Annotated in this window: 22 protein-coding genes; 18 read left to right on the forward strand and 4 right to left on the reverse strand. The window is 37.1% G+C overall.

Features of this window, described 5'->3' with window-relative positions:
• The first annotated feature begins 306 nt into the window (after positions 1–306).
• The 10 genes from tgt (at position 307) to AC6IWN_RS01025 (ending at position 8,030) form a co-directional block, all read left to right on the forward strand.
• Positions 307–1,440 carry a tRNA guanosine(34) transglycosylase Tgt gene (gene tgt / locus AC6IWN_RS00980; protein ID WP_497990173.1) on the forward strand — a complete coding sequence of 378 codons (1,134 nt, stop codon included), beginning with the start codon at positions 307–309 and terminating at the stop codon, positions 1,438–1,440.
• Positions 1,441–1,487: 47 nt separating this feature from the next.
• Positions 1,488–1,811 carry a preprotein translocase subunit YajC gene (gene yajC, locus AC6IWN_RS00985; RefSeq protein ID WP_497990175.1) on the forward strand — a complete coding sequence of 108 codons (324 nt, stop codon included), beginning with the start codon at positions 1,488–1,490 and terminating at the stop codon, positions 1,809–1,811.
• Between the two features lie 90 nt (positions 1,812–1,901).
• A complete protein-coding gene (locus tag AC6IWN_RS00990) occupies positions 1,902–2,225 on the forward strand; it encodes an Ig-like domain-containing protein (RefSeq protein WP_497990177.1) in 324 nt (107 codons plus the stop codon).
• A 195-nt stretch (positions 2,226–2,420) separates the two neighbouring features.
• The gene (locus tag AC6IWN_RS00995) at positions 2,421–3,551 is read left to right on the forward strand and encodes an aldo/keto reductase (RefSeq protein WP_497990179.1); all 1,131 of its coding nucleotides are present in this window, start codon (positions 2,421–2,423) and stop codon (positions 3,549–3,551) included.
• A 299-nt stretch (positions 3,552–3,850) separates the two neighbouring features.
• Positions 3,851–4,825 carry a GNAT family N-acetyltransferase gene (locus tag AC6IWN_RS01000; protein WP_497990181.1) on the forward strand — a complete coding sequence of 325 codons (975 nt, stop codon included), beginning with the start codon at positions 3,851–3,853 and terminating at the stop codon, positions 4,823–4,825.
• A gap of 221 nt (positions 4,826–5,046) precedes the next feature.
• Positions 5,047–5,253 carry a helix-turn-helix transcriptional regulator gene (locus AC6IWN_RS01005; RefSeq protein ID WP_497990183.1) on the forward strand — a complete coding sequence of 69 codons (207 nt, stop codon included), beginning with the start codon at positions 5,047–5,049 and terminating at the stop codon, positions 5,251–5,253.
• Positions 5,246–5,686, forward strand: coding sequence for a hypothetical protein (locus tag AC6IWN_RS01010; RefSeq protein WP_497990185.1), 441 nt, complete (start codon positions 5,246–5,248; stop codon positions 5,684–5,686). The genes AC6IWN_RS01005 and AC6IWN_RS01010 overlap by 8 nt, the downstream gene beginning before the upstream one ends.
• Positions 5,687–5,773: 87 nt before the next feature.
• On the forward strand, positions 5,774–6,628 hold the full coding sequence (locus tag AC6IWN_RS01015; protein WP_497990187.1) for an AraC family transcriptional regulator: 855 nt from the start codon (positions 5,774–5,776) through the stop codon (positions 6,626–6,628).
• A gap of 2 nt (positions 6,629–6,630) precedes the next feature.
• A complete protein-coding gene (locus tag AC6IWN_RS01020) occupies positions 6,631–7,083 on the forward strand; it encodes a hypothetical protein (RefSeq protein WP_497990189.1) in 453 nt (150 codons plus the stop codon).
• A gap of 125 nt (positions 7,084–7,208) precedes the next feature.
• Positions 7,209–8,030, forward strand: coding sequence for a MerR family transcriptional regulator (locus AC6IWN_RS01025; RefSeq protein ID WP_497990191.1), 822 nt, complete (start codon positions 7,209–7,211; stop codon positions 8,028–8,030).
• 113 nt (positions 8,031–8,143) lie between these two features.
• Here the strand turns inward: AC6IWN_RS01025 and AC6IWN_RS01030 are convergent, their stop codons facing one another.
• The 4 genes from AC6IWN_RS01030 to dpsA all read right to left on the reverse strand — a co-directional run bounded on the left by AC6IWN_RS01030 (position 8,144) and on the right by dpsA (position 13,148).
• Positions 8,144–9,028 carry a hypothetical protein gene (locus AC6IWN_RS01030; RefSeq protein ID WP_497990193.1) on the reverse strand — a complete coding sequence of 295 codons (885 nt, stop codon included), beginning with the start codon at positions 9,026–9,028 and terminating at the stop codon, positions 8,144–8,146.
• Positions 9,029–9,589: 561 nt separating this feature from the next.
• The gene (asnB, locus tag AC6IWN_RS01035; protein ID WP_497990195.1) at positions 9,590–11,440 is read right to left on the reverse strand and encodes an asparagine synthase (glutamine-hydrolyzing); all 1,851 of its coding nucleotides are present in this window, start codon (positions 11,438–11,440) and stop codon (positions 9,590–9,592) included.
• A 247-nt stretch (positions 11,441–11,687) separates the two neighbouring features.
• Positions 11,688–12,275, reverse strand: a complete 588-nt coding sequence (locus AC6IWN_RS01040; protein WP_497990197.1) for a dipicolinate synthase subunit B — start codon at positions 12,273–12,275, stop codon at positions 11,688–11,690.
• Positions 12,276–13,148 carry a dipicolinate synthase subunit DpsA gene (dpsA, locus tag AC6IWN_RS01045; protein WP_497990199.1) on the reverse strand — a complete coding sequence of 291 codons (873 nt, stop codon included), beginning with the start codon at positions 13,146–13,148 and terminating at the stop codon, positions 12,276–12,278.
• A gap of 464 nt (positions 13,149–13,612) precedes the next feature.
• Here dpsA and AC6IWN_RS01050 point away from each other — a divergent pair, with 464 nt between their 5' ends.
• The 8 genes from AC6IWN_RS01050 to AC6IWN_RS01085 all read left to right on the forward strand — a co-directional run bounded on the left by AC6IWN_RS01050 (position 13,613) and on the right by AC6IWN_RS01085 (position 23,164).
• Positions 13,613–15,280: a peptide ABC transporter substrate-binding protein gene (locus tag AC6IWN_RS01050; protein WP_497990200.1), complete on the forward strand. Its 1,668-nt coding sequence runs from the start codon at positions 13,613–13,615 to the stop codon at positions 15,278–15,280.
• 293 nt (positions 15,281–15,573) lie between these two features.
• Complete coding sequence (locus AC6IWN_RS01055) at positions 15,574–16,518, forward strand: ABC transporter permease (RefSeq protein WP_497990202.1); 945 nt, start codon at positions 15,574–15,576, stop codon at positions 16,516–16,518.
• Positions 16,519–16,522: 4 nt separating this feature from the next.
• Positions 16,523–17,461, forward strand: a complete 939-nt coding sequence (locus AC6IWN_RS01060) for an ABC transporter permease (protein WP_497990204.1) — start codon at positions 16,523–16,525, stop codon at positions 17,459–17,461.
• 120 nt (positions 17,462–17,581) lie between these two features.
• Positions 17,582–18,586 (forward strand): ABC transporter ATP-binding protein, encoded by a 1,005-nt coding sequence (locus AC6IWN_RS01065; protein ID WP_497990206.1) that lies wholly within the window; start codon positions 17,582–17,584, stop codon positions 18,584–18,586.
• Complete coding sequence (locus tag AC6IWN_RS01070) at positions 18,586–19,557, forward strand: ABC transporter ATP-binding protein (RefSeq protein WP_497990208.1); 972 nt, start codon at positions 18,586–18,588, stop codon at positions 19,555–19,557. Before AC6IWN_RS01065 ends, AC6IWN_RS01070 begins: the two co-directional genes overlap by 1 nt.
• Before the next feature lie 639 nt (positions 19,558–20,196).
• The gene (locus AC6IWN_RS01075; RefSeq protein ID WP_497990210.1) at positions 20,197–20,775 is read left to right on the forward strand and encodes a GNAT family N-acetyltransferase; all 579 of its coding nucleotides are present in this window, start codon (positions 20,197–20,199) and stop codon (positions 20,773–20,775) included.
• Between the two features lie 270 nt (positions 20,776–21,045).
• The gene (locus AC6IWN_RS01080) at positions 21,046–21,774 is read left to right on the forward strand and encodes a hypothetical protein (protein ID WP_497990212.1); all 729 of its coding nucleotides are present in this window, start codon (positions 21,046–21,048) and stop codon (positions 21,772–21,774) included.
• Positions 21,746–23,164 (forward strand): sugar transferase, encoded by a 1,419-nt coding sequence (locus AC6IWN_RS01085; RefSeq protein ID WP_497990214.1) that lies wholly within the window; start codon positions 21,746–21,748, stop codon positions 23,162–23,164. Before AC6IWN_RS01080 ends, AC6IWN_RS01085 begins: the two co-directional genes overlap by 29 nt.
• The last annotated feature ends 104 nt before the right edge of the window (positions 23,165–23,268 follow it).

The following is a 23,268-nucleotide window of genomic DNA, read 5'->3' on the forward strand; positions in this document are numbered from 1 at the left end:
CAATATTGACAAAATAATGCAACGATATTTCGCAAGATATGTTGTAAGAATACGTATTTCTGTATATTTTTTTATATGTGGATACAATAAGCAATAAATAAGAATTAAATTTTATTGCTCAATTATATGAACGAAGTTAGACTAAGATATGAAAGGTATATAAAGTTATTAGATTTTTGTTGAAAATACTAGGGTTTAAAGGTATACTTGTACTGTTATAAATAAGGGAGAAGCAATAATTGTAAAACTTGAAATCAGGAATGAGTTACAAATCTCTCTAATAAAGAAAGTAGGCACGAAGTAATTATGTACAGAATTATTGCACAGGATGGTAAAGCGAAAAGTAGTGAATTCGAAACTGTCCATGGAACGATACAAACTCCTGTGTTTATGAATGTGGGAACTGCCGCAGCGATTAAGGGTGCTGTTTCAACCGTGGATTTACAGCAGGTAAAGAGTCAAGTAGAATTATCAAATACCTATCATTTGCATGTAAGACCCGGAGATAAGATTGTTAAGCAAATGGGCGGCCTTCATAAATTTATGGTTTGGGACAAACCCATATTAACAGATTCCGGCGGGTTTCAGGTGTTTTCGCTGGCAGGATTACGTAAGATCAAAGAAGAGGGTGTATATTTTAGTTCTCATATCGACGGTCGTAAGATATTTATGGGGCCTGAGGAGAGCATGCAGATTCAATCTAATCTGGCATCCACGATTGCGATGGCATTTGATGAGTGCCCACCACATCCGGCAACCAGAGAATATATGCAGAATTCCGTTGATCGTACAACCAGATGGCTGGAACGTTGCAAGAAGGAAATGGACAGACTGAACGGTCTGGAAGACACGATTAATAAGAACCAGATGTTATTTGGAATTAATCAAGGTGGAACTTTTGAAGATATCCGTATCGAGCATGCGAAGAGAATCTCAGAGATGGATCTGGATGGATATGCACTCGGCGGATTGGCGGTAGGTGAAAGTCACGATGAGATGTATCGAATTATTGATGAAACAGTTCCGTACCTACCTTTGAATAAACCGGTATATCTGATGGGGGTTGGTACTCCTGCTAATATACTGGAGGCAGTAGATCGCGGTGTTGACTTCTTTGACTGTGTTTATCCAACTCGTAATGGAAGGCATGGACACGCTTACACAAACTATGGTAAAATGAATCTACTGAATGCAAAATACGAATTAGACAGCAGACCGGTTGAAGAGGGTTGCGGTTGTCCGGCATGCCAGCACTATAGTAGAGCTTATATCAGACATTTGCTCAAGGCTAAGGAGATGTTGGGAATGCGCTTACTGGTGTTACACAACCTGTACTTCTATAATAATATGATGGAAGAGATCAGAGCAGCGATTCGTGAACATCGTTATCAGGAATACAAGAAGCAAAAATTGGAAGGATTTGTTAGAAGCGAAGACTAAGCGAATAACAACTTTTATAGAAATGTAAAATCTCAGGAGGTAATTTCATGAATAATTTATTTTCACTTTTAACCAGTGGAGGCGCAGGCGGCCCATCAGCTTTAATCCTTGTAGGCGAATTAGCATTATTAGGTGTAGTTATGTACTTCTTATTAATCCGTCCTCAGAAGAAACAGCAGAGACAGATGCAAGCATTAATTTCCACTTTGGCAGCAGGTGACAGTGTAGTAACATCCGGCGGTTTCTACGGCGTAGTAATTGATGTTATGGAAGATATCGTAATCGTAGAATTCGGTAACAACAAGAACTGTAGAATTCCAATGAAGAAGACTGCAATCGTTGAGTTAGAAAAACCGAATACAGAGAAATAGTATTTGATAATTGAATAACGAAGAATGAGAATTCGTCTTATAGAAGGGTATTGAGCCTTCTTTAGGGCGAATTTTTTTGTTCTGAAAGCTTTGTTAATTCGAAAAGTATGTTGTTTCGCATTAGCTGCATTTTTATTCTTTTATATTGTTATCAATCCGATTACCACAAATGCAGCAAGTAGTGTTAGGATAAACAAAAGCGTGATTACACTGAATGTGGGATCAACAATGAGTTTAAGAGTAGTGGGAACCACCAAGAAGGTAACCTGGTCATCTAGTAACAAGAAAACCGCAACCGTAACCTCGAAGGGTGTAGTTACAGGGAAGGGAATCGGTGTTACCTCAATCAAAGCTAAGGTGGCGAAGAAAATTGATAAGTATCTTCAATATTTGCAAAAAGTAATGATTAGATAAGAAACTATACGAATATTCATTTTAGTACATGATATAAATAGCTGTTATGAAGAAGGAAAACCCAGAGTATAACATCATTGCCTAATAAGGCGATTTATACTAGGGTTTTACTTTTTTGTGGAAAAATAACACAATATTGTGGTATGATATGATAATAAACTAAAATCATAAAATGAGAAACATGGAGGGATAGACATGGAATTCAGACAATTAGACAAATTAGGAATCAAGGCATCGTTATTAGGATTTGGTTGTATGAGATTGCCGGTAAATCCGGATAACACGATAAATTATAAAAAAGCGGAAGAGATGGTTGATCTGGCTTATAAGAGCGGAGTAAATTACTTCGATACTGCTTACGTATATCATAATCAGAAAAGTGAGGAGTTCACAGGGAAGGCATTGAAAAAATACGACCGTGCTTCCTATTACATCGCAGATAAACTTCCCTGTTGGCTTGTGAATTCTGTAGAGGATGCAAAAAGATTATTCGAAGAGCAGCTTCAACGATTAGATGTGGAGTACATCGATTTTTACTTACTGCATGCACTGAATAAGGAGAGTTTTGAAAAGATGGTATCTCTGGGAGTTCCGGAGTTCTGTGACCAGCTCAAGACAGAAGGAAAGATTAAATACTTCGGTTTTTCCTTTCACGATGAGTATGAAACCTTTGAAACCATCATCCGACATAGGGAGTGGGATTTCTGTCAGATTCAATTAAACTATATGGATACTGATATTCAGGCAGGCATGAAGGGTTACAAGATTGCAGAAGAACTGGGAGTTCCGGTAATCGTCATGGAACCGATTAAGGGTGGCACATTAGCACATCTGCCAGCCAGTGTAAAGAAGCATTTTAAAGCGATTGATGCGGATCGTAGTGAGGCTTCCTGGGCGCTTCGTTGGGTGGGCTCTATGCCAAATGTCAAAGTTATCCTAAGTGGAATGTCCAATAAGAAACAAGTAATAGGTAATATTGAAACATTTGATCAATTTGAAGAATTAAATGATAAAGAGCACGAGGCGGTTGAGGCGGTCGTGTCTACTTTGAAAAACAGAGTAAAGAACGGTTGTACCGCGTGTTCCTATTGCATGCCTTGCCCTGCAGGAGTAGATATTCCGAAGAACTTCGGTATCTGGAATGAGTATGGCATATACAAAAACCCTCATCATACAAGTTGGTTTTGGAAAAATGATATCAACGATGAGGCAAAAGCAAAGAACTGTATTAGTTGTGGTGCATGTGAGGAGCACTGCCCTCAGAAGTTGAGTATAAGAGAAGACCTGGATAGTCTGCAGAAGGAGCTTGATGCGGTCTGTAAGTAGATCTTAATAAAAGTAACGATAGTTCAACTTAATAAAGATTTGGTCTTATGTTAGTTGGATGGAATGTTAGAAATTAATGATATTAAGTAAAGTAATATCAAAATAAGTAATGTTAGAAAGATGTAATGTTAGAAAGATGTAATGTTAGATAAAGGTTATGCTGAGTTGATACTATTTGAAATAGATGTTAAGCCTGAGGTTGATCTTTCTATGACGAATATAGTACCTATTCAGCATACTTTTTAAAATAATAAGATTAGAAATTACCTATGGACATTACGAACTATAGGGAGGGAAGCATGGTAGAAGTTGGATTCTATGAATCGTTAAAAGATGAATTATTAAAGTATGCAGTCATTATTGCAAAACATCATGATAAGTGGGTACTATGCAAGCATAAACTTCGGAATACTTTGGAATGTCCGGGCGGACATAGGGAAGAGGGGGAAGATATCTTATCCTGTGCAAGGCGTGAACTATACGAAGAGACCGGAGCTTATGAATACACATTGGAGCAGATATGCGTATATTCCGTAATCCGTAAGGATCAATCAACTGATCAGCATGAGGAGTCTTACGGCATGCTCTATTATGGTGAGATTGAGAGTTTTGATGAATTACCAGACATGGAGATGGAACGAATACACCTACTTGATGAGTTACCGAATAACTGGACTTATCCGGATATACAACCCAAACTGATAGAACGTGTAAATGAATACATTAAAGTGGGAGGATCTAGGAATATGAGAACACCGATATTAGAAACAGAGCGATTGATATTACGTCCACTGTCTTTATCCGATGCAGATGCAATTTATAAAAATTGGGCAACCGACCCTGACGTAGCAAAATACATGCGTTGGAACCTACATACCTCCGTTGATGTAACCAAAGAATGGTTAAAAGCGGTAGAAGAAAACATTGCCGATAATATGGCCTATGATTGGGGATTTGTGTTAAAGGAGAGCGGAATGTTAATCGGTTCCGGTGGCCTATATTGGAAAGAAGTCCATAATTGTTTTGAAGTAGGGTATAACCTGATGAAGAAGTACTGGAACCAGGGACTCACAACCGAGGCAGCAGCTGAAATGGTGCGATTTGCTAAGGAAGAGCTAAAACAGAAAGAGTTGTTCTGTTGTCATGCCAAGGAGAACATTGCTTCTGGTAAAGTGATGGAGAAGGTGGGCTTTCGTTATGTGAAGGACGGAAGCTATACCAGCTTTGATGGACAAAGGACGTTTGAGACGAGAGAGTGTAGGTTGGTGGTATAGTAGGGAAAGCCACTGGCAATATCTGAGCTTGAATTATTTCTGTACAGAACTCTATAGTGGATTATGCACACAATTTATCTCTATTTTATATATGTAAAGGAAACTTGACAAACAATATCATATCATATAATATAAAATAAACTAGTTCTTACATTTGCACACTTGAGAGAGTGTGCAAAAAAATAATCATAAGTGTAAAGGAACCTTTACAGGAGTAATATATGAAAAATAAGTTAGAAAAGTTAAGAAAAGAAAAAGAATTAAGCCAAGAGCAGTTCGGAAAATTGATGAAGGTATCGAGACAAACGATTATCTCGCTAGAGAAGGGAAAATATAATCCATCCCTGGAACTAGCATTTCGTATTGCGAAGTTTTTTGATTTGGATATTGAGGAGATATTCATTTATGAGGAGGAAGATTATGAGTAAGGCAAATAAGAATAAGAAAATGTTTTATATGAGTAGTTCGATTGTTATGTATATACTTGGATTGTTACTATTAGGCATAGGATCATTCAATGATAAACTAGAATTTGGGCTGTCCCGGCTTGTTGTTATTTTGTTGGGTGGTTTGGGAGTAATCTTCTTGTTGCTTGCCATAGGGTGTATGGTCTTATATATGAAGTATCATGTGAATAGTAATGAAGAATTAGTAATTGAAGAACAGGATGAGAGAAATATCATGATTCGCAGAAAAGCAGCAGAACTAACAATACCTGTCATAGTGGTTCTTCTGTTTGTTGTTGAAGCTATTTTAATTCTATTGGGAGATACGAGGGCTGCAATAATTATTTCAATCGCATCCTTTATCGGAGTCAATGTTCAGATGTATTTAATTCTTTATTTTCAAAAGAAATATTAAAACTCTTTGATTGGCTCTTTAAATTGTGCAAAAAAAGAGAGGTAAACTTGTTTGAAATAAACTATTTTATGATTAGGAGATATTGATATGGAGTGGATAGAACGATTAAATAGTGCAGTTAATTACATGGAAGAGAATATTAGAGAAACAATTGATATGGATGAGGTTGCGAGGATTGCGTGCTGCTCTACCTACCATTTTCAAAGAATGTTCTCCTACATGGCAGATACCACATTATCAGAGTACATACGTCGTAGGAAAATGTCATTGGCAGCAGTCGATTTGCAAAGCGGTAAGGAACGTGTGATCGATGTTTCTCTGAAATATGGTTACAATTCGCCCACAGCATTTAATCGAGCTTTTAAAAGTGTACATGGGATTGCTCCTTCGCAGGTAAAAGAAGACGGTGCGGTGATAAAAGCATTTCCTCCAATCAGCTTCAAGATTATAATAAGAGGTGATAGTGAGTTGAATTACAGGATTGAGCAAAAGGATGCATTTCGAACAATTGGTATATCACAACCGTTAGAAAAGGAAATTGAGAAGAATTTTGAAATTGTACCGCGTATGTGGTATGACGCGACGATGAATGGCACCATAGCAAAATTTGCCGGTATGATAAATGAAATGCCTATGGGGCTGTTAGGAGTAAGCTCTTGTAATGAGGAAGATAACTGGAGATATTATATTGCGGTCTCAAGCAGCCAGTCATTACAGGATAATCTTGAGGAATATATCGTCCCAGCCTCTTTGTGGGCAATCTTTCCTGGTGAAGGGAAGAGTCAGTCGATACAGGAACTAGAGAAAAGAATAGTAACAGAATGGTTACCAACTTCAGGTTATGAATATGGGGAAGCACCGGATATTGAGGTTTATTTGAATGCCGATCTGGAGAATTCAAAGTATGAAGTATGGATTCCGGTAAGAAAAAAGGAGAACTAATTATGGTGCATTTGGTTTACTGTGATGACAAGGAAAAGGTATTGGAGAAAATTTTAGATGGCTCGAAAACAATGATTATCAGGGCAGCAGCCGGTCGGAAAATTCCTCATAGCAGAGTGTTCGATGGGGAGCTATTGTATTTTATAAAAAAGGGGACAGCAAAGATATCAGCAACTGCGACGGTGAAATCAGTTCAAAATTATGTAAAACTTACAGAAGAAGAGATAAATAAAGTTTTGGAAGAAAATCAACCAAAACTGAACCTATCTAAAAAACAACAAGAACGTTGGCATAAAAAATGTATGTGTCTTGTGGAGTTTGAGGATGTAAAAGAGATTGAACCGCTAGCTTTTGATCATCAGGGAAATATGGATGACTGGTTAATCGTTGAAAAAATAGAAGATGTCGTTATTGGTACAAGTGTCCCATTTAATTATGAAAAATCTAAGTTCTAGATATACTTGGGTTTATGTTGATATAATTTAAATAATAAATCTCAACTTATCCTTGACTCTCACATTATGGTATACTCTATAGTAAAGATGAGCTCAAACAACACATATATGTGAGGAGAAATACAATGTTAAAGATTGGTGATTTTTCAAAATTATCAAGGATAAGTATTCGTATGTTAAGGCATTATGATGAGATTGGACTTTTGGTACCAAGCCATATTGATGATTTTACCAGCTACCGCTATTATAATGAAGATCAGCTAGCTGTGGCTGCTAGGATTATGTCATTGAAGGGCATGGGGTTTAGTCTGGCGACAATCAGAGAGATATTAAGTAGCTACCATGATCCGAAGGCTTTGTCGCAATTTCTATCAGTGAAGCAAGCTGAGGTACAGGCCGAGGCCGAGGATATCAAACAGCGTTTACTTCTCCTTGAAACAGCCATTAATAGGCTGAGAGAGGATGATATGGCTATGAATTATAATGTAATTTTAAAGACGATACCGGAGAGATATGTTGCAAGTGTGAGAAAGGTTATCCCTGGCTATAATCAGGAAGGGATGCTGTGGAATATTCTAATGAGTGAAACAGCACCGATTCATATGCAACCGGCGGATAACTGCTTAAGTATGGCAGTATTCTATGATGAAGGGTATAAAGAAAGCGATGTTGATGTTGAGATTCAAATCAGTGTAAAGGGTGAATATCCTAACACAGAGAATGTTATCTTTAAGACTGTTTCTGAGATTGAGATTGCGTCTGCAACCTACAAAGGCAGCTATGAGCAACTCACTGCAGTAAACCAAGCCGTTGCGAATTGGGTTAGTGATAACGGCTATGAGTTTAACGGAGCGATGTTTTGCATCTATCATGTAAGCCCTGCCCAGACACAGGATGCGAATGAATTAGTAACCGAGGTATGCTATCCAGTAAAGAAGAGAGCGTAAATTAAAGTCGAGGGGATGTTGCAACATCCCCTCGACCATCTTTCATGATATGAAATAAATTGAGACAGTTGCCGGCTTTCTCCACATTGGATTCTGGATTACCATGATTAAAACTAATTAGCTATTGATACCTCTAATAATTCATTTAGTTCGTTAGAAATTTTATAATATGCCCCGTAAGTATCATATAGATATCCGCTTTTATAATAGTAAAAATTAATATGTATATCATTATCCAGAGTAACACAAAAAACATGGCCATTACGTACGTTTTTAGTTACTGCTTCTTCACTAATTCCGGTTAATGATTTGAATTCATTATAAAAAGTGGTAATTAGTTTTGCATCAGTAACTTTCTTCTCGACATTTTCTAAATACTGAGCATCTTGCGTTAAGTCTTTTAACCAATCTATACTTTTAATTTGATTTAAGCTAGATAATCCATAAATATGGAATAATGATTCGGGTTTTATAGTAATCTCTTTTTCTTCAAGTGCGGAGAAGTAGGCGAAATGTATAAAATGGTATTTGTCTACATTATCTTTCATAATATATATTTCATTATTTGAACATTTTGTATAACGGTATATAGAAGGCTTGAAATTTTTACTAGGCTCTGGGGATTTTATTTTATTGCATAATACATGCTCACATCCATATAAAGCTAAGTATTTATCAGCCTTGCATATAAAGTCTCCGACATCACTTGGTAAAACATTATCTTTTATATTTGGATATCTAACTTGAAGATCCATATTGTAGCTACCTGACCGATAGTATGCATTATCAATAAAAACCCCATCGATTCCTAAATAACCACCTCCGCTATCACACATCATATTACTTGATATAAGTATACCAATCGTTATTATGGCTAAAAAGGCTCCTACTAATATAATTATTATTTTGAGACATTTCTTCTTTTTGTTTTTTTCATTAGGGGAGAAAGAATTGTCACTTTCTATTGAATTTTCATTTGTTCCTTCTATACTCATCATAAATAACCCTCTTGATATTCCTGTTTTTTATATCTTTTGACAAATTAACTCAATATAATGTTATAAAGGCAGCATATACATAGAATATAAAAACTACCATATTAAAAGTATACTTAAAGCAATACGTAAACACATATAGGTAATAATTTGACAAAATCAGAGCATTAGTGCTCACCGCTATTAAAATTCCATCGTTGCTGTTTAGTAACACGATTTAAATACGGTTTAAATATGAACCAAATAGATACCACTATTTTACTATAAATACTAAAATATGTTAAGTCTTTTTTGATAGCAAAGAAACGTAAGAAATCCATCCAAGATATGTAAATAGCATCTTGGTAGCTTCAGATTAAAAAATAACAGCTAAAACTAGGCTATGGGTATATTCAAGCTGATTAGAAAAGAACCTTGAGAAAAAGAAGTCCAGAAATAGTAACCTAAATCGGGACAGTTCCCTGCTCACTCCAACATCTTCTGAAAGTGGAGGGAGTCGGAAACTGTCCCTTAATCAAACTATCTCTTATTCAACGATACCTTTGAACTGTTTTTGAATTATACCTAAACCAGCTCAATATGATATTTCTCCAACCAATAGTTAATCTGCAATAGGTATGCGATGAGCTGTGGCCCTGCCATCAGCTGGCCATACCAAGGTTTGCCGTAGTCGGAAGGGGAGGAGAGGAATGCTTTTATTTTCTTTACATCCACGAGTGGCTTAATCGGTGCATTCGGCTCGGTTAACACATCGAGAAGGCGATTACCGAGGAGCTTTTCGTATTCCGGGTTGTAGGTCTTCGGGTAAGGGCTCTTGCGACGGAACAGAATTTCATCCGGTACCAATCCACGTCCTGCTTCACGCAGTAAACCCTTCACCATGCCGTTTGGGCACTTCATCTCCCATGGAACATTCCATACATATTCAATGATACGATGATCGGCAAATGGTACTCGGGCTTCCAGACCGGAATACATGCTGCACCGATCCATACGATCAAGAAGTGTAACCATGAACCACTTGAGATTCAGATAAGCAATCTCTCTTCGTCTTGCCTCTATCGGGTTCTCTCCGATTAACCGGGGCGTTTCACTGATTGATTTTTCATAAGTTGCAAGGACATAGCCGTCGATATCGATAGAGGAGAGCACATCATCCGAGAGGAGTTGCTTTCTGGTATCCAGGTTTCTTGACCAAGGGAATGCATGGGTTGACATAATATCAGGGTTATGAAACCATGGATAACCGCCGAAGATTTCATCCGCACACTCACCGGTCAGTGCAACCTTGATTTGAGAGGAGACCTTTTTGCAGAAATAGATTAAGGAAGATTCCACGTCCGCCATGCAAGGAAGATCACGGGCGTTAACGGCATGATACAGGTTATCAGCTAGGTCGAGATTATCACATTCCAGATAGTGATGTATACTGTTTACATGTTCCTTCATGATATCAACAAATGGGCGGTCTTGTGAAGGTTGGAAGGAATTTGACTTAAAATTCTTATCATTATCAACAAAATCGAATGAAAAAGTTTCGATTTGTTTGTTTTCTTTCTTTAATTCATTTGCACAGATAGCGGTTACCAGGCTACTGTCTACACCGCCGGATAGGAAGGTGCAGATCGGGATGTCGGAGATCATCTGGCGTTTGACGGCATCCTGAAGGAGGAAGGAGGTTTTTTCAACACTTTCTTTAAAGGTATCAGTATGAGGGGCGCTTTCTAATTTCCAGTAAGCTTCATGGCGCAGACCATAATCGTTATACAAAATAAAGTTACCCGGAAGTACCTCTTTCACATCCTTAAAGACACCTTTTCCATAAGTCTTTGCAGGCCCCAGACCGAACACTTCACAGAGTCCCTCACCATCAACGCGGGGCTTGAAGCCGGGGAATTGAAAGAGAGCTTTGATCTCGGAAGCAAACAGTAACGTATCCTCGAATACGGTATAGAATAAGGGTTTTACGCCAAGCCGATCGCGTACGAGGCAGAGTGTTCTGGAGTTATCATCCCAGATGGCAAAGGAAAAGATACCGTTCATTTCCTTGACGAACTCAATACCTAAGGCCATGTATCCGACCAGGATGACCTCCGTATCACAGTGGGTTTTAAACAGGTAACCCATATTTATCAGGTTATTTCGAAGTTCTGCTGTGTTATATAGCTCGCCGTTATATACGATGGTATAGGAACAGCCGAATTTCTCTCTGGTCATTGGTTGGCTACCTCGGCTTAAATCAATAATGGATAGTCTTCTATGTGCTAAACCTGCTTGTGCGGTTAGTATCTCTCCCTCTGCATCCGGACCGCGATGTATTAAAGATTGCTTCATGTTGTTCAAGACCTGATACCATTTTCGATCCTCCTTGATGTAGTCTGCTTTTATGTTACAAAAACCAGTTATTCCACACATAAATCCTCCTTTTTGTGCTAATGCACATAATCATTATTAAGTACCAATATCAGCGTGCTGCCCGGTACAGCGATATGTTAGAGTTTCATGGACCGGACTATATGGTGAGAGCGGTTATATGAATAATGAGGGATATCATCGATAATCATTTCCTAGGAATGGAACCTAAATGCACAGACTTCCTTGTCTGTGATTATGAAATAATTCGTGCCGATATCCCCCTTGCTTTCTTCTTTATGAATAAATACTACTGGGGTGCTAATATGAGAGGCTGTAGCTGTCGTCCTTCCAGTGCTTCTTCGATGGTAGGAAGCAATAAATCAAAATGAGCTACCATAGAGTTTGGTTTGCCCTTATAATTATCTTGGCCAAACGGAATAAAATAGACGTTCTTACTATTTAATAACATACCGATATTCTTTAAATTATTACTCAATGCATCATTAGTGGATACGCCTACAACGATTGGCTTGCCATTTCTCAATAATGCTTTTGCAGCCATTAATACGGTGGAATCGTTAATGGCATTCGCCATCTTTGCAATTGAGTTTCCGGTGCATGGGGCAATTGCTATGATATCTAGCTTATTGCCAGGGCCTAGAGGTTCTGCTTCAACAATCGTTGTTATAGGCTTGTTACCCGTCATTTCTTCTGCTCTTTTTAAAAAATCCGCGGCCTTACCAAACCTTGTATCAGTTACTTGAGAGCGTTCAGAAAAGATTGTGAAGACATTTGCTTTTTCGGATAACAGTCGCTCAATCTCAGGAAATATTTTATCAAAGGTACAATAGGATCCTGTAAAAGCAATCCCGACGTTCTTACCGCTAACAGTCATTTAATCACTTCTTTCTTTTATTAACCCAATTATTTCGTTTACTAATATATCTGCTGAGGTTCTGGGGGCTACCTTGCCGGGTAATCCAAGACATAATTTCGCTCTTAAGTTTTTTTGCATCGCATACTCATAATCAACACCGCCCGGTGCTGATGCGATATCAATGATGGTAACATGTGCATTTACAAGATCTAAAGCATCCTGATCTAGAATAAGAGCTGGAATTGTATTGAAGATAAAATCACAGAATGGTAAAACAGTGTGCATTTTTGATAAATGGATCGTCTTAAGGCCGGCTGCTTCGGCATAGGCGAGTGCTTCTTCAGATCTTGCGGCTATAGTAACAGCAAGGTCTAATGCTTTTAATTTTGAGGCTAAGACTTTGGCACATCTTCCATATCCGAGTACAAGACAAGTGCTACCGTGCAGATTTTGATCACTTGTCTGAATGGCCTCCATAATCGTTCCTTCTGCCGTTGCAATCGCATTGAGAATTGCAATTTTTTCATTTTTCATTAGGTCGTAGTAATCAATTCCTTTGTTTGAACAAACTCCGGTTAACGCGGAAGGAATCATTCCTCCGATTAGATAATGATCTTTTTTTAATAAACTAGCCAAATTGTTAGTTGTGAGCTCAGAAGTAGCAGTGGAAGCTATTGAGACCAAATCTCTCGTTAATGGAATTGGACCAATCAATATATTGCATTGGTCAAATAATTCACTCAAGCTAGATAGCGAAATACAATTTTCATGCTTGATCGGCTGAGCAATACGGTAGGTATATACACGGTAACCTTCCTGTAGAAACGTTGAGGCCATATATACCTGTCTCTGATCTCCGCCAAAAATTCCGATTTCAAATCGTTGGGACATATACTTCACTCCTTTATGCGATATTATATGAAATTAGCTAAAAATTGTGCTTTTTTAGGTGGTTTAAGAGAACTTGTATATTTAATTTGGATTATTTTTTAAAATAATAATTTAATTCCCATTTACATCTTCCAGTTATAATTTTGAAGATCAATCAGATAATATAAATGAAAGGAAAATTGTGAAAAACTAACAAGAAATTTAAGGGGAGGATTCTAATGATTATACAAAAATTACAATGGATAAAAATTGCAATAGCAATATTGTAAAAAATAAAACCTTTTAATAACATAAAATTTTACAAATATGGTAATATATGATACTTTTTACAATATGTAGGACATAATGGAAAAAGTATCATTATTGACTATTTATCATTCATTGTATATCATGGTGTATATGCATTTAGCAACGGGAGTGCTTGGAGTCCAAGTATCTCTACAAAATTTATGAGGAGGATAAATATGAAATTAAAGAAATTAATTGCCGTATCTCTTGTAGTAGCTATGACAGCATCTATCTTTACTGCATGTGGATCAAAACCAAGTCAAACAGAAAACATCACAAACAAACCAAGCAACAACACCGACACTAGTGCTTATCCAGGCACAGCAGAGGACAAAGCAATAACCGTAAATATTACATCAGAACCACCACAGTTATTCTCAGTAACATCAACTGACACAACTTCCCTTTCCGTTAATCGTCACGTACTTGAGAATCTTGTAGAGTTAGACGAAAAGGACAGCGTTGTTCCGGGTGTAGCAAAAGACTGGACAGTAAGTAAAGACGGTCTTGTATATACCTTTAATCTCCGTGATGATATGAAATGGACAAACGGAGAACCTGTTACAGCAAAAGACTTTGTATTTGCTTGGACATCACTCTTAACTCCTTCTTTTGCATCTGACTATGCATATTTTGGTTATATGTTCAAGAATGGACAAGCTTTCAATGAAGGTAAAGTAGATGCTTCAAAACTTGGTTTTAAAGCACTCTCTGACTATAAATTAGAGGTAACTCTTGAAAATCCTGCTCCTTACTTCATCAATACTTTAGCTTTTGGTGTATTTGCACCGTTAAATGAAAAAGCTTACAAACAGTTTGGTACAAAGTACGGTACAGATGCAGACAAGATGGTATACAACGGACCTTTCAAAATTACTTCTTGGGAACATGAAAGCAAACTTGTACTTGAGAAAAATACGGATTTTCCGGATAAAGATAAAATCGCTCTTGATAAAATCACAATGGTTATGATCAATGATACAAATGCATCTCTTAATGCATTTAAAGCTGGTGAGGTAGATATCACTGGTATCTCCGGAGATCAGGTAAAACTTTTGAATGGTGAGAATTACCCAGTTAATTCTTTTGATGACGGTTCTTGCTTCTACCTTGAGTATAACTTAAAAGACAAACAGTTACAGAATGCAAATCTTCGTAAAGCATTAACATATGCTATTGATAAACAAGCATTTGTAGATAGTATTGTTAAAAATACTTCTAAAGCTGCAACTTCCTTTACACCACCGATTATCAAAGATAACGAGAAGAGTTTTGCAGAAAAAGCTGGAAAGTTAGTTCCAGTTGTTGATATTGCTAAGGCAAAAGAACTCTATGCAAAAGCACTTCAAGAACTTGGTACTGACAAAGTAGAACTTACTATGATTACAGATGATACTGACGTAGCAGTTAAAAATGCTGCATTTGTTCAGGAACAGTTAAAGAAAAACCTTGGCGTTACAATTAAAGTAGAATCCATGCCTTTCAAGAGTAGAATTGAGAGAATGTCCAATAAAGATTTCTCAATCGTATTCGCTGGCTGGGGTCCTGATTACAACGATCCGATGACATTCCTTGATATGTTCCAGACCGGTAACGGTAACAATCATACAAGCTATACTAATCCAGCATACGATGAGTTACTTAACAAAGCTCGTGCAGAGTTAAATAAAGATACACGTTCTGGATATTTACTAGATCTTGAGAAGACATTAATGAATGATCTTCCAATTGGCCCAATTTACTGGAGATCCAGAGATTATGTAGTAAGTGGTAAGATTGCTTCCGGTGTTGTCAGAACAGCATTCCAGGATATGAACTTCAGAAATGTAAAGTTATCTAAATAATAAGTTATAATTATATAAATAGAAGTGACGGTGCGGGCTAAAACCTGCACCTCACTTTTGTAATAAAAGTAAAGGCTAGTGAAGTAAATTGTAATTAATTTACTTGTTTAGAATTGCCATCCTATGCTACTTTTCCAGATGGCTTCTACAGTCGGATGCTTTAGTAATTTAAAGTGTCATATGAAAGAAACTTTCTGGAAAAGCATTATAGGATGTTAATTCTTAGTCCAGAGGTTATTTCTTTACCTCATATATTCTGATAAAGAAAAATAGTTTTGAGAGGAGAAGTGAACGTGTTTAAATATATTGTAAAACGTATATTTTATGCTGTATTAACTTTATTTGTATTAGTTTCATTGACCTTCTTTATGATGCGTTTATTACCGGGTGATCCTTTTATAGGAGAGAAAGCAATTCCCGAAACAACCATGAAAGCATTAAATGCAAAGTATGGTCTTGATAAGCCTTTAATTATTCAATTATTTATGTATATTGGTAATGTTTTAAAAGGAGATTTAGGTCTTTCTATTCATTACAATCGACCTGTAACTGATGTTATCATTCAGGCCTTTCCTTATTCATTCGACTTGGGAATGAGATCATTAATATTTGCAACAATTACTGGTGTGTTACTCGGAATTGTAGCAGCGGTAAAAAGAGGTACAAAGTGGGATACTATGTCCATGCTTCTTGCAGTTATCGGTGTGTCCGTACCTAGTTTTATCATCGGTTCATTATTACAGTACTTCTTAGGATTAAAATTATTTATGGCTACGGGAGTTCGTTTCTTCCCAATTACAGGGTGGAATACATTCTCCAGTACAATATTACCATCCTTTGCATTAAGCTTTGCTTCCTTAGCAACAATCTCACGTTTGATGAGAACCAGTATGCTTGATGTATTAGGACAAGATTATATTAAAACTGCTAAATCTAAGGGACTTTCCCAAACGAAAATAGTTTGGAAACATGCGGTTCGTAATGCTATTATGCCTGTCATTACAGTTCTTGGACCAATTGCAGCTACCGTACTTACCGGTGCGTTCGTAGTTGAAAATATCTTCGGTATTCCGGGTATGGGTAAATTCTTCGTATTAAGTATTAAGACTCAGGATTATACCATGATCGCAGGAACAACTTTGTTTTATGGTGCCTTTTTAGTTATTGCCAACTTAATTGTGGATCTGGCTTATGGTTTTATTGATCCTCGTGTTAAGCTTGAGGATGTAAAGGAGTGATGATATGAGTAGCATAGATAAAAGTCAATTTGAATTGGTTGGCGCAAAAACAGGTGAGAGCGAGACAATTCGCCGACCTATCACAAGCTATTGGAAAGATGCAATGGTTCGTCTTTCTAAAAATAAGGCAGCGATGGTATGTTTAGCAATTATCGTCATTATCACGCTGTGTAGTATTTTTATTCCAATGTTCTCTCCTTATACCATGAGTGAACAGCATTTATCACACACGGACGCTCCAATTGGTTTTAAGGATGCGACCGACGGACATCTTCATATATTTGGTACCGATACCTTAGGTCGTGATATCTTCACGAGACTTTGGGATGGTGCGAGAGTATCTCTAGGTATCGCTTTTGCAGCGGTATTTATCAACTTTTTAATTGGCGTAATATACGGTGGTATATCCGGCTACATTGGTGGTTCAGTAGATAATATCATGATGAGAATTATAGAGATTATTAACGGTATTCCTTATCTGATTATTGTTATTCTGTTAATGATGGTGCTTCCTCCCGGTGTGTTAACTATGGTAATTGCTTACGCCACGGTGGGGTGGACAGGTATGGCCCGTCTGGTTCGTGGTCAGATCATGACATTAAAGCAACATGACTTTGTTGTTGCAGCGAAAGTTATGGGTGCGAAACCGTCAAGAATTATCGCGAAGCATTTGCTTCCGAATACCTTGAGTGTAGTTATCGTAAATATTACGCTGGCGATTCCTTCTGTAATCTTTACAGAGGCATTCCTAAGCTACATCGGTCTGGGTGTTCCGGTTCCACATGCAAGCTGGGGTACTTTAGCAAGTGATGGTAGCCAAGTGTTCCAGATGTATCCTTCCCAGTTGTTTATTCCGGCTATCTGTATCAGTTTGACTATGTTATCCTTTAACCTATTAGGTGATGGTTTACGTGATGCATTAGATCCGAAATTGAGAAGATAATAACGGTGATTTAGTTTTTGTTAAATAGCATAATCGGTGAATTGGGTAATTTAATTCACTTTAGTCTATATAAAAAGCTGGTCGGTAGAATTGACCGACACAGTTAGTGGAGGTTATAGCATGAATAAAGTATTGCAAGTTAATGATCTACATGTATCCTTCGATACTTATGCCGGAGAAGTTAAAGCAGTACGCGGTGTTACCTTTGATTTACATGAAGGAGAAGTGCTTGCCATCGTTGGTGAGAGCGGCTGCGGAAAGAGTGTAACGGCACAGACAATTATGAAATTAAACCCTATGCCCCCTGCAAGAATCAAGCAGGGTGAGATATTACTGGGTGATAAAGATATTGTAAAAACAAGTGAAAAAGAAATGATGAAAATTCGTGGTAAGGATGTCAGCATGATCTTCCAGGATCCGATGACTTGCTTAAATCCAACTATGCAGGTTGGAAAGCAGCTTACCGAAGCAATTCGTCATCATCAAAAGTTATCAAAGGTTGATGCTCATGCGGAAGCACTTAGATTATTAACCTTAGTTAAGATTCCAAATCCCGATCAGCGTGCGAAGCAATATCCGCATGAGTTTTCCGGCGGTATGAGACAGAGAGTTATGATTGCGATGGCGCTGTCTTGTGCACCGAAGCTTCTGATTGCAGATGAACCTACTACAGCACTTGATGTAACGATTCAGGCTCAGATTATGGATTTACTTCAGGAGATTAGAGTTAAGACGAACACAGCGATTATCTTGATTACCCATGACCTTGGTGTAGTTGCAAGTATGGCAGACCGTGTTGCAGTAATGTATGCTGGTAAAGTTGTTGAGACCGGCACCGTAGAGGATATCTTCTATAATCCAGCACATCCATATACAGAGGCACTTTTAAAGAGTCTTCCAACAATTGATACCGAGCGTGATACTAGATTGGTTTCTATTCCGGGAACTCCTCCGGATTTATTACTTCCTCCGGAAGGTTGTGGCTTTGCAAGCAGATGTAATTATTGTATGAAGATATGTCAGACACAGCAGCCATCAGAATATGAAACAAATGAAAATCATAAATCCTCATGCTGGATGTTACATCCGGATTGTCCTACTAGTCTAGGTGGAGGTGAGAAATAATGAGTAATAATAATACAAACAATAATGATAAATTAGTTGAGGTTCAGCAGGTATCCAAGTATTTTAAGGTATCTGATGGTATTCTTAAAGCAGTAGACCATATTAATATCGATATCTATAAAGGTGAAACTTTAGGACTTGTAGGTGAGTCAGGTTGTGGAAAGTCCACATTTGGTAAAGTGCTTATGGGTATTTACCCTCCGACCGAAGGCAAGATTCTTTATCATGGTAAAAAAGATATAGAAATTAAGAAGAAAAATCTCTTTACTTATTCCAAAATGGCACAGATTATATTCCAGGATCCATACTCTTCATTGGATCCACGTATGACAGTAGGATCTATCATCGAAGAGGGTATGATTATTCACAAGATGTATGATAGGAAGAAGCGTCAGGAACGAGTATTTGAGTTGCTTGAATTAGTTGGTTTAAATCGTGAGCATGCGAATCGCTTCCCTCATGAATTTTCCGGCGGTCAGCGTCAGCGTATCGGTATCGCGAGAGCACTTGCTATTGAGCCTGAATTCATCGTATGTGATGAACCGATTTCCGCACTTGACGTGTCCATTCAGTCACAGATTATAAACCTTTTACATGATCTTCAAGAGAAGTTAAACTTAACTTATCTGTTTATCGCCCACGATTTAAATATCGTAAAGTATATCAGTGATCGTATCGCTGTTATGTACCTAGGTAATATTGTTGAGCTTGCATCTAGTGATGAACTGTATACCAATACGTTACATCCGTATTCTAAAGCGTTACTATCATCTGTTCCAATTCCGGATCCAGATAAGGAAGCGCAAAAACAACGTCAGATATTAAGCGGAGATGTACCAAGCCCGATTAATACTCCTGCTGGATGTCCGTTCTCAAGTCGTTGTCCAATCGCAACAGATATATGCAAACAACAGAAACCAATGCTTGAGATGAAACAGGGTCACTTTGTAGCATGTCATCATGTTGAATAGATAATGAAGAATCACAGGTGATTTCTGTAATGAATACTTACTAAATACGAATTTAGTCATTAATAAACCACTTGATTTGACATCTTTATTCCGACTTCGATGCAACGTTGCAATGCACTAATAGATTTATTATATGGTAAAACAGAGACAAAAAATGCAAACTCCTCACTACGTTCGTCAAACATGCAATTTTTTGTCTCTAAACCATCTTCTAAATCTATAAGTGTATATGGCAACTTATGCATAGGCGTCGGCATATAGATATCAAATTAAGTGGTTTGTATTAGTTATAGGAACGTATTTAGTGAGTAGATACAGTACTTGTTACTGTGATTCTTTAAGCGTTTATAACCGCTGTAATAGGAAACATATTTCATAACAACACGCTCTCGCTTGGATGAAGTACGTAGTGGTGCATAAGGCTGTTAACCACACAGCCTAAGCATCAACGACTTCATACAGTTGTTATAAAAAAGATGTTTCCTATTTCTTATTCTGCTTAAATCTGTGAGAATTGACTCTAATGGTGTTCATATTGGCTTGCTGTTTGAGCGAGTTTCTTCTATAATAATAATGAAAAAATAGAACGAAATGTTCATTATAATGTACAGGCAAAATATTGCGTAAAAGAGTTAGGTTTTGCTGAAAGGAATGGTAATAATTATGGGTGATTATGCAATCAGAATGGCTAGAGTTGAGGATGCAGCAGCAATACAGGCAATCTATGAGCCATATGTTTTAAATACACCGATCACATTTGAGTATGAATCGGTTTCTTTAGAGGAGTTTAGGAAACGGATGGAGAATGTGTTAAAGGATTTTCCATGGCTGGTATGCGAGATGGACGGGAAAGTAGTTGGCTATGCATATTGCTCAAGATTTAAGGAGAGAGCTGCATTTGACTGGGATTGTGAATGTTCGGTTTATATTGATTTGGCTTATCACAGAAGAGGGATTGCCAGTGCTTTATATCAAAGGTTATTTGAGTTGATTGAGAAGCAAGGCTACTATACGATATATTCATTAATAACAAAATCACATTCTAGCAGCATCGAATTACATAAGAGATTCGGATTTGAAGAATTATGTGTATATCCGAAAACCGGTTTCAAATTAGGAGAGTGGTGGGATTTATTGGTCATGGAAAAGCGAATGAAAGAAGTTGATTCAAATCCTATAAAGCCGAAAACTATTCATGAAATAGATAAATTAAGGTAAGAATGTGATAAAACTTCGTGTATCACTAGGATTTATGAAGAAACATATGATGTATTTTATATAATGGCGTCGGATAATAAAAAATACCATAGAATATAAGCTAACGCTGAATGAAAAAAGGAAAATCTGTAAAACGGATTTTCCTTTTTTTTACTTTATTTAGTTGTTATTTAAAATGTCCTATATTATAATGCACTTATTGGAAAAGAATGGGATTCTATTAGAGGGTTAAAAATTGAATTAGGGGGAGAGTTTCGGAGGAATGTCTGAATGGGTAATAGCAAAATCACATATAGAAACTATATAAAAAAAGAGAAGCACCTTAGTAATGCTAGGAAATTAGTAATCTTAACAATGATTATGATTGTTCTTACCGCTTGTGGAATGATTATTAGCGGATTTGAAAGGAAAGATAGTGACCTTTCCGTATTTAGTTTCAGTGAAGGATCGTATATCACTGGGAATGGTAATTTAAGTGAAGGAGAAGCACAGGTGCTGGATATGGTATCCGCCAATCGAATGGTGGTAGCAGACAATGCGATAAAAGAGAATCAACTACAATCACTTTATATTCGTGTGTTAACGAATTACCTATCTGATTATAATATTGATCTTTCTAGCTCAAAAGTAAACGCAATAAAGAAATTACTTAAGAATTATAGTGCAACAATGATGAACAGGGGTAAGGAAGAGGGACATCAATCCTTGATTTCCAAAGGGATTATACTTTCCGTTTCACGCCAGATATACAAACAATGTGGACTGAAATTATACTGTGATCTCCAAGGTAACATTCAGCTTATTAAAGATAGCAATGGAAATGTAATATATAAACTCCCTAGTCAAAACCATCAAAAGGGCATGGAATGGGGTGGGTTTATATGTATATTCATAATATGCTTCGTTTTAACCGGGGTAGGGTTTGTTATTTCTAAGAAACAACGTTTATTTATGAAGGGTGGGTTCTATCATGGGTATAAGGAAAAAGAATTTGCCTAAGAGTTATGTTTTGATTATAGATATATGTTGCATCATAATATCCTTTCTATTATCAACGTGGATTCGGTTTGGTAATATAAAGTCCAACTTAATGGAAACAGATATTTATCAATGGGCGTTGATTGTTATTATAGCGTTATATGTAACGGTGTTTTACGTTTACGATACTTCTCATGATTTATTTAAGAGAGGTTTTTTAGAAGAGCTGATTATCGTTATTAAGAAAAATATTCTTTTGGCCATTATTCTAACAGGGATGATGTTTTTATTTCAACAAGGGGATATCTATTCCCGTATGTTTTTTATACTATTCTTTGTCATTAACATTATGATAACTTATACCGTTAGGCAGTATTTTAAGATTATCTATATGGCTGCATTTAAGAATAGCAAGGGTAATACAAAAATTATGATTATCACAACCTTCAATCAAGCGAAAGATGTGCTTGATCGTGTGAGAAGTGGAAATGAGTGGGATAGTCAGATTACATATTTTACGATTATTGATCGACATATGATTGGTAAGAAAATCGGAGGAATAGAAGTTAAGGCGGACTTCGCAGATATGTTTGATGTAGCGAAGCAAGAAGTAATCGATGAAGTATTTATTCATATCCCGAATACCTGGCTGGATTTGGAGCTGGAGGATACTGTGTTAGAATTTCAAAACATGGGCATAACGGTTAATTTAAGTATTAACACGTTTGGATTAAAGATTAATGAAAAGATTGTTCGAAAGATGAATGGATATCATGTATTAACATTTAGCTCTAAATTGTTTGACGAAACACAACTACAGTTAAAACGTCTGATCGATATTCTAGGTGGTCTAATAGGTTGTATACTAACAATTATATTAACACTGTTCATTGCGCCTGCAATTATGATTGAATCTCCGGGTCCGGTATTTTTCTCACAGACGAGGATTGGAAGAAATGGCAGGCGTTTTCGTATATACAAATTCCGATCAATGTATCCGGATGCAGAGGAGAGGCTGGCAGAGCTAGCTGCTAATAATGAGATGAGTGGATATATGTTTAAAATGAAGGATGATCCCCGTATCACAAAGGTTGGGAGGTTACTTCGTAAAACAAGTTTAGATGAGTTCCCTCAATTTTTCAATGTATTAAAAGGAGATATGAGTTTAGTCGGTACCAGACCACCCACAGAAAGTGAATTTCTTCTCTATGAAGGGAGACATAAAAGAAGACTTGCATTAAAATCAGGCGTTACAGGTATGTGGCAGGTTAACGGTAGAAGTGACATCAATGATTTTGAAGATGTAGTTAAGATGGACTTGGAATATATTGATAACTGGTCGTTACTGATGGACTTTAAGATATTGTTTAAGACGGTTATGGTTGTACTATTTGGAAGAGGAGCAAAATAAACGAGAGATTTTAGTAATGCACATTTGAGAAATCGAAAGCAACGTACAAGAGAAGGATAAGAAAACATTGCTAGGGCAATTGTATCACAGTGTACACTACTAAG

This window comes from Variimorphobacter sp. HTMS_6 (genome assembly GCF_059717775.1).

What these genes read in the sequence shown, in the direction of transcription:
- tgt (WP_497990173.1), top strand. Translation starts at nt 307, where the DNA reads ATGTACAGAATTATTGCACAGGATGGTAAAGCGAAAAGTAGTGAATTC.
- yajC (WP_497990175.1), top strand. Translation starts at nt 1,488, where the DNA reads ATGAATAATTTATTTTCACTTTTAACCAGTGGAGGCGCAGGCGGCCCA.
- AC6IWN_RS00995 (WP_497990179.1), top strand. Translation starts at nt 2,421, where the DNA reads ATGGAATTCAGACAATTAGACAAATTAGGAATCAAGGCATCGTTATTA.
- AC6IWN_RS01000 (WP_497990181.1), top strand. Translation starts at nt 3,851, where the DNA reads ATGGTAGAAGTTGGATTCTATGAATCGTTAAAAGATGAATTATTAAAG.
- AC6IWN_RS01005 (WP_497990183.1), top strand. Translation starts at nt 5,047, where the DNA reads ATGAAAAATAAGTTAGAAAAGTTAAGAAAAGAAAAAGAATTAAGCCAA.
- AC6IWN_RS01010 (WP_497990185.1), top strand. Translation starts at nt 5,246, where the DNA reads ATGAGTAAGGCAAATAAGAATAAGAAAATGTTTTATATGAGTAGTTCG.
- AC6IWN_RS01015 (WP_497990187.1), top strand. Translation starts at nt 5,774, where the DNA reads ATGGAGTGGATAGAACGATTAAATAGTGCAGTTAATTACATGGAAGAG.
- AC6IWN_RS01020 (WP_497990189.1), top strand. Translation starts at nt 6,631, where the DNA reads ATGGTGCATTTGGTTTACTGTGATGACAAGGAAAAGGTATTGGAGAAA.
- AC6IWN_RS01025 (WP_497990191.1), top strand. Translation starts at nt 7,209, where the DNA reads ATGTTAAAGATTGGTGATTTTTCAAAATTATCAAGGATAAGTATTCGT.
- AC6IWN_RS01030 (WP_497990193.1), bottom strand. Translation starts at nt 9,028, where the DNA reads ATGATGAGTATAGAAGGAACAAATGAAAATTCAATAGAAAGTGACAAT.
- asnB (WP_497990195.1), bottom strand. Translation starts at nt 11,440, where the DNA reads ATGTGTGGAATAACTGGTTTTTGTAACATAAAAGCAGACTACATCAAG.
- AC6IWN_RS01040 (WP_497990197.1), bottom strand. Translation starts at nt 12,275, where the DNA reads ATGACTGTTAGCGGTAAGAACGTCGGGATTGCTTTTACAGGATCCTAT.
- dpsA (WP_497990199.1), bottom strand. Translation starts at nt 13,148, where the DNA reads ATGTCCCAACGATTTGAAATCGGAATTTTTGGCGGAGATCAGAGACAG.
- AC6IWN_RS01050 (WP_497990200.1), top strand. Translation starts at nt 13,613, where the DNA reads ATGAAATTAAAGAAATTAATTGCCGTATCTCTTGTAGTAGCTATGACA.
- AC6IWN_RS01060 (WP_497990204.1), top strand. Translation starts at nt 16,523, where the DNA reads ATGAGTAGCATAGATAAAAGTCAATTTGAATTGGTTGGCGCAAAAACA.
- AC6IWN_RS01065 (WP_497990206.1), top strand. Translation starts at nt 17,582, where the DNA reads ATGAATAAAGTATTGCAAGTTAATGATCTACATGTATCCTTCGATACT.
- AC6IWN_RS01070 (WP_497990208.1), top strand. Translation starts at nt 18,586, where the DNA reads ATGAGTAATAATAATACAAACAATAATGATAAATTAGTTGAGGTTCAG.
- AC6IWN_RS01080 (WP_497990212.1), top strand. Translation starts at nt 21,046, where the DNA reads ATGGGTAATAGCAAAATCACATATAGAAACTATATAAAAAAAGAGAAG.
- AC6IWN_RS01085 (WP_497990214.1), top strand. Translation starts at nt 21,746, where the DNA reads ATGGGTATAAGGAAAAAGAATTTGCCTAAGAGTTATGTTTTGATTATA.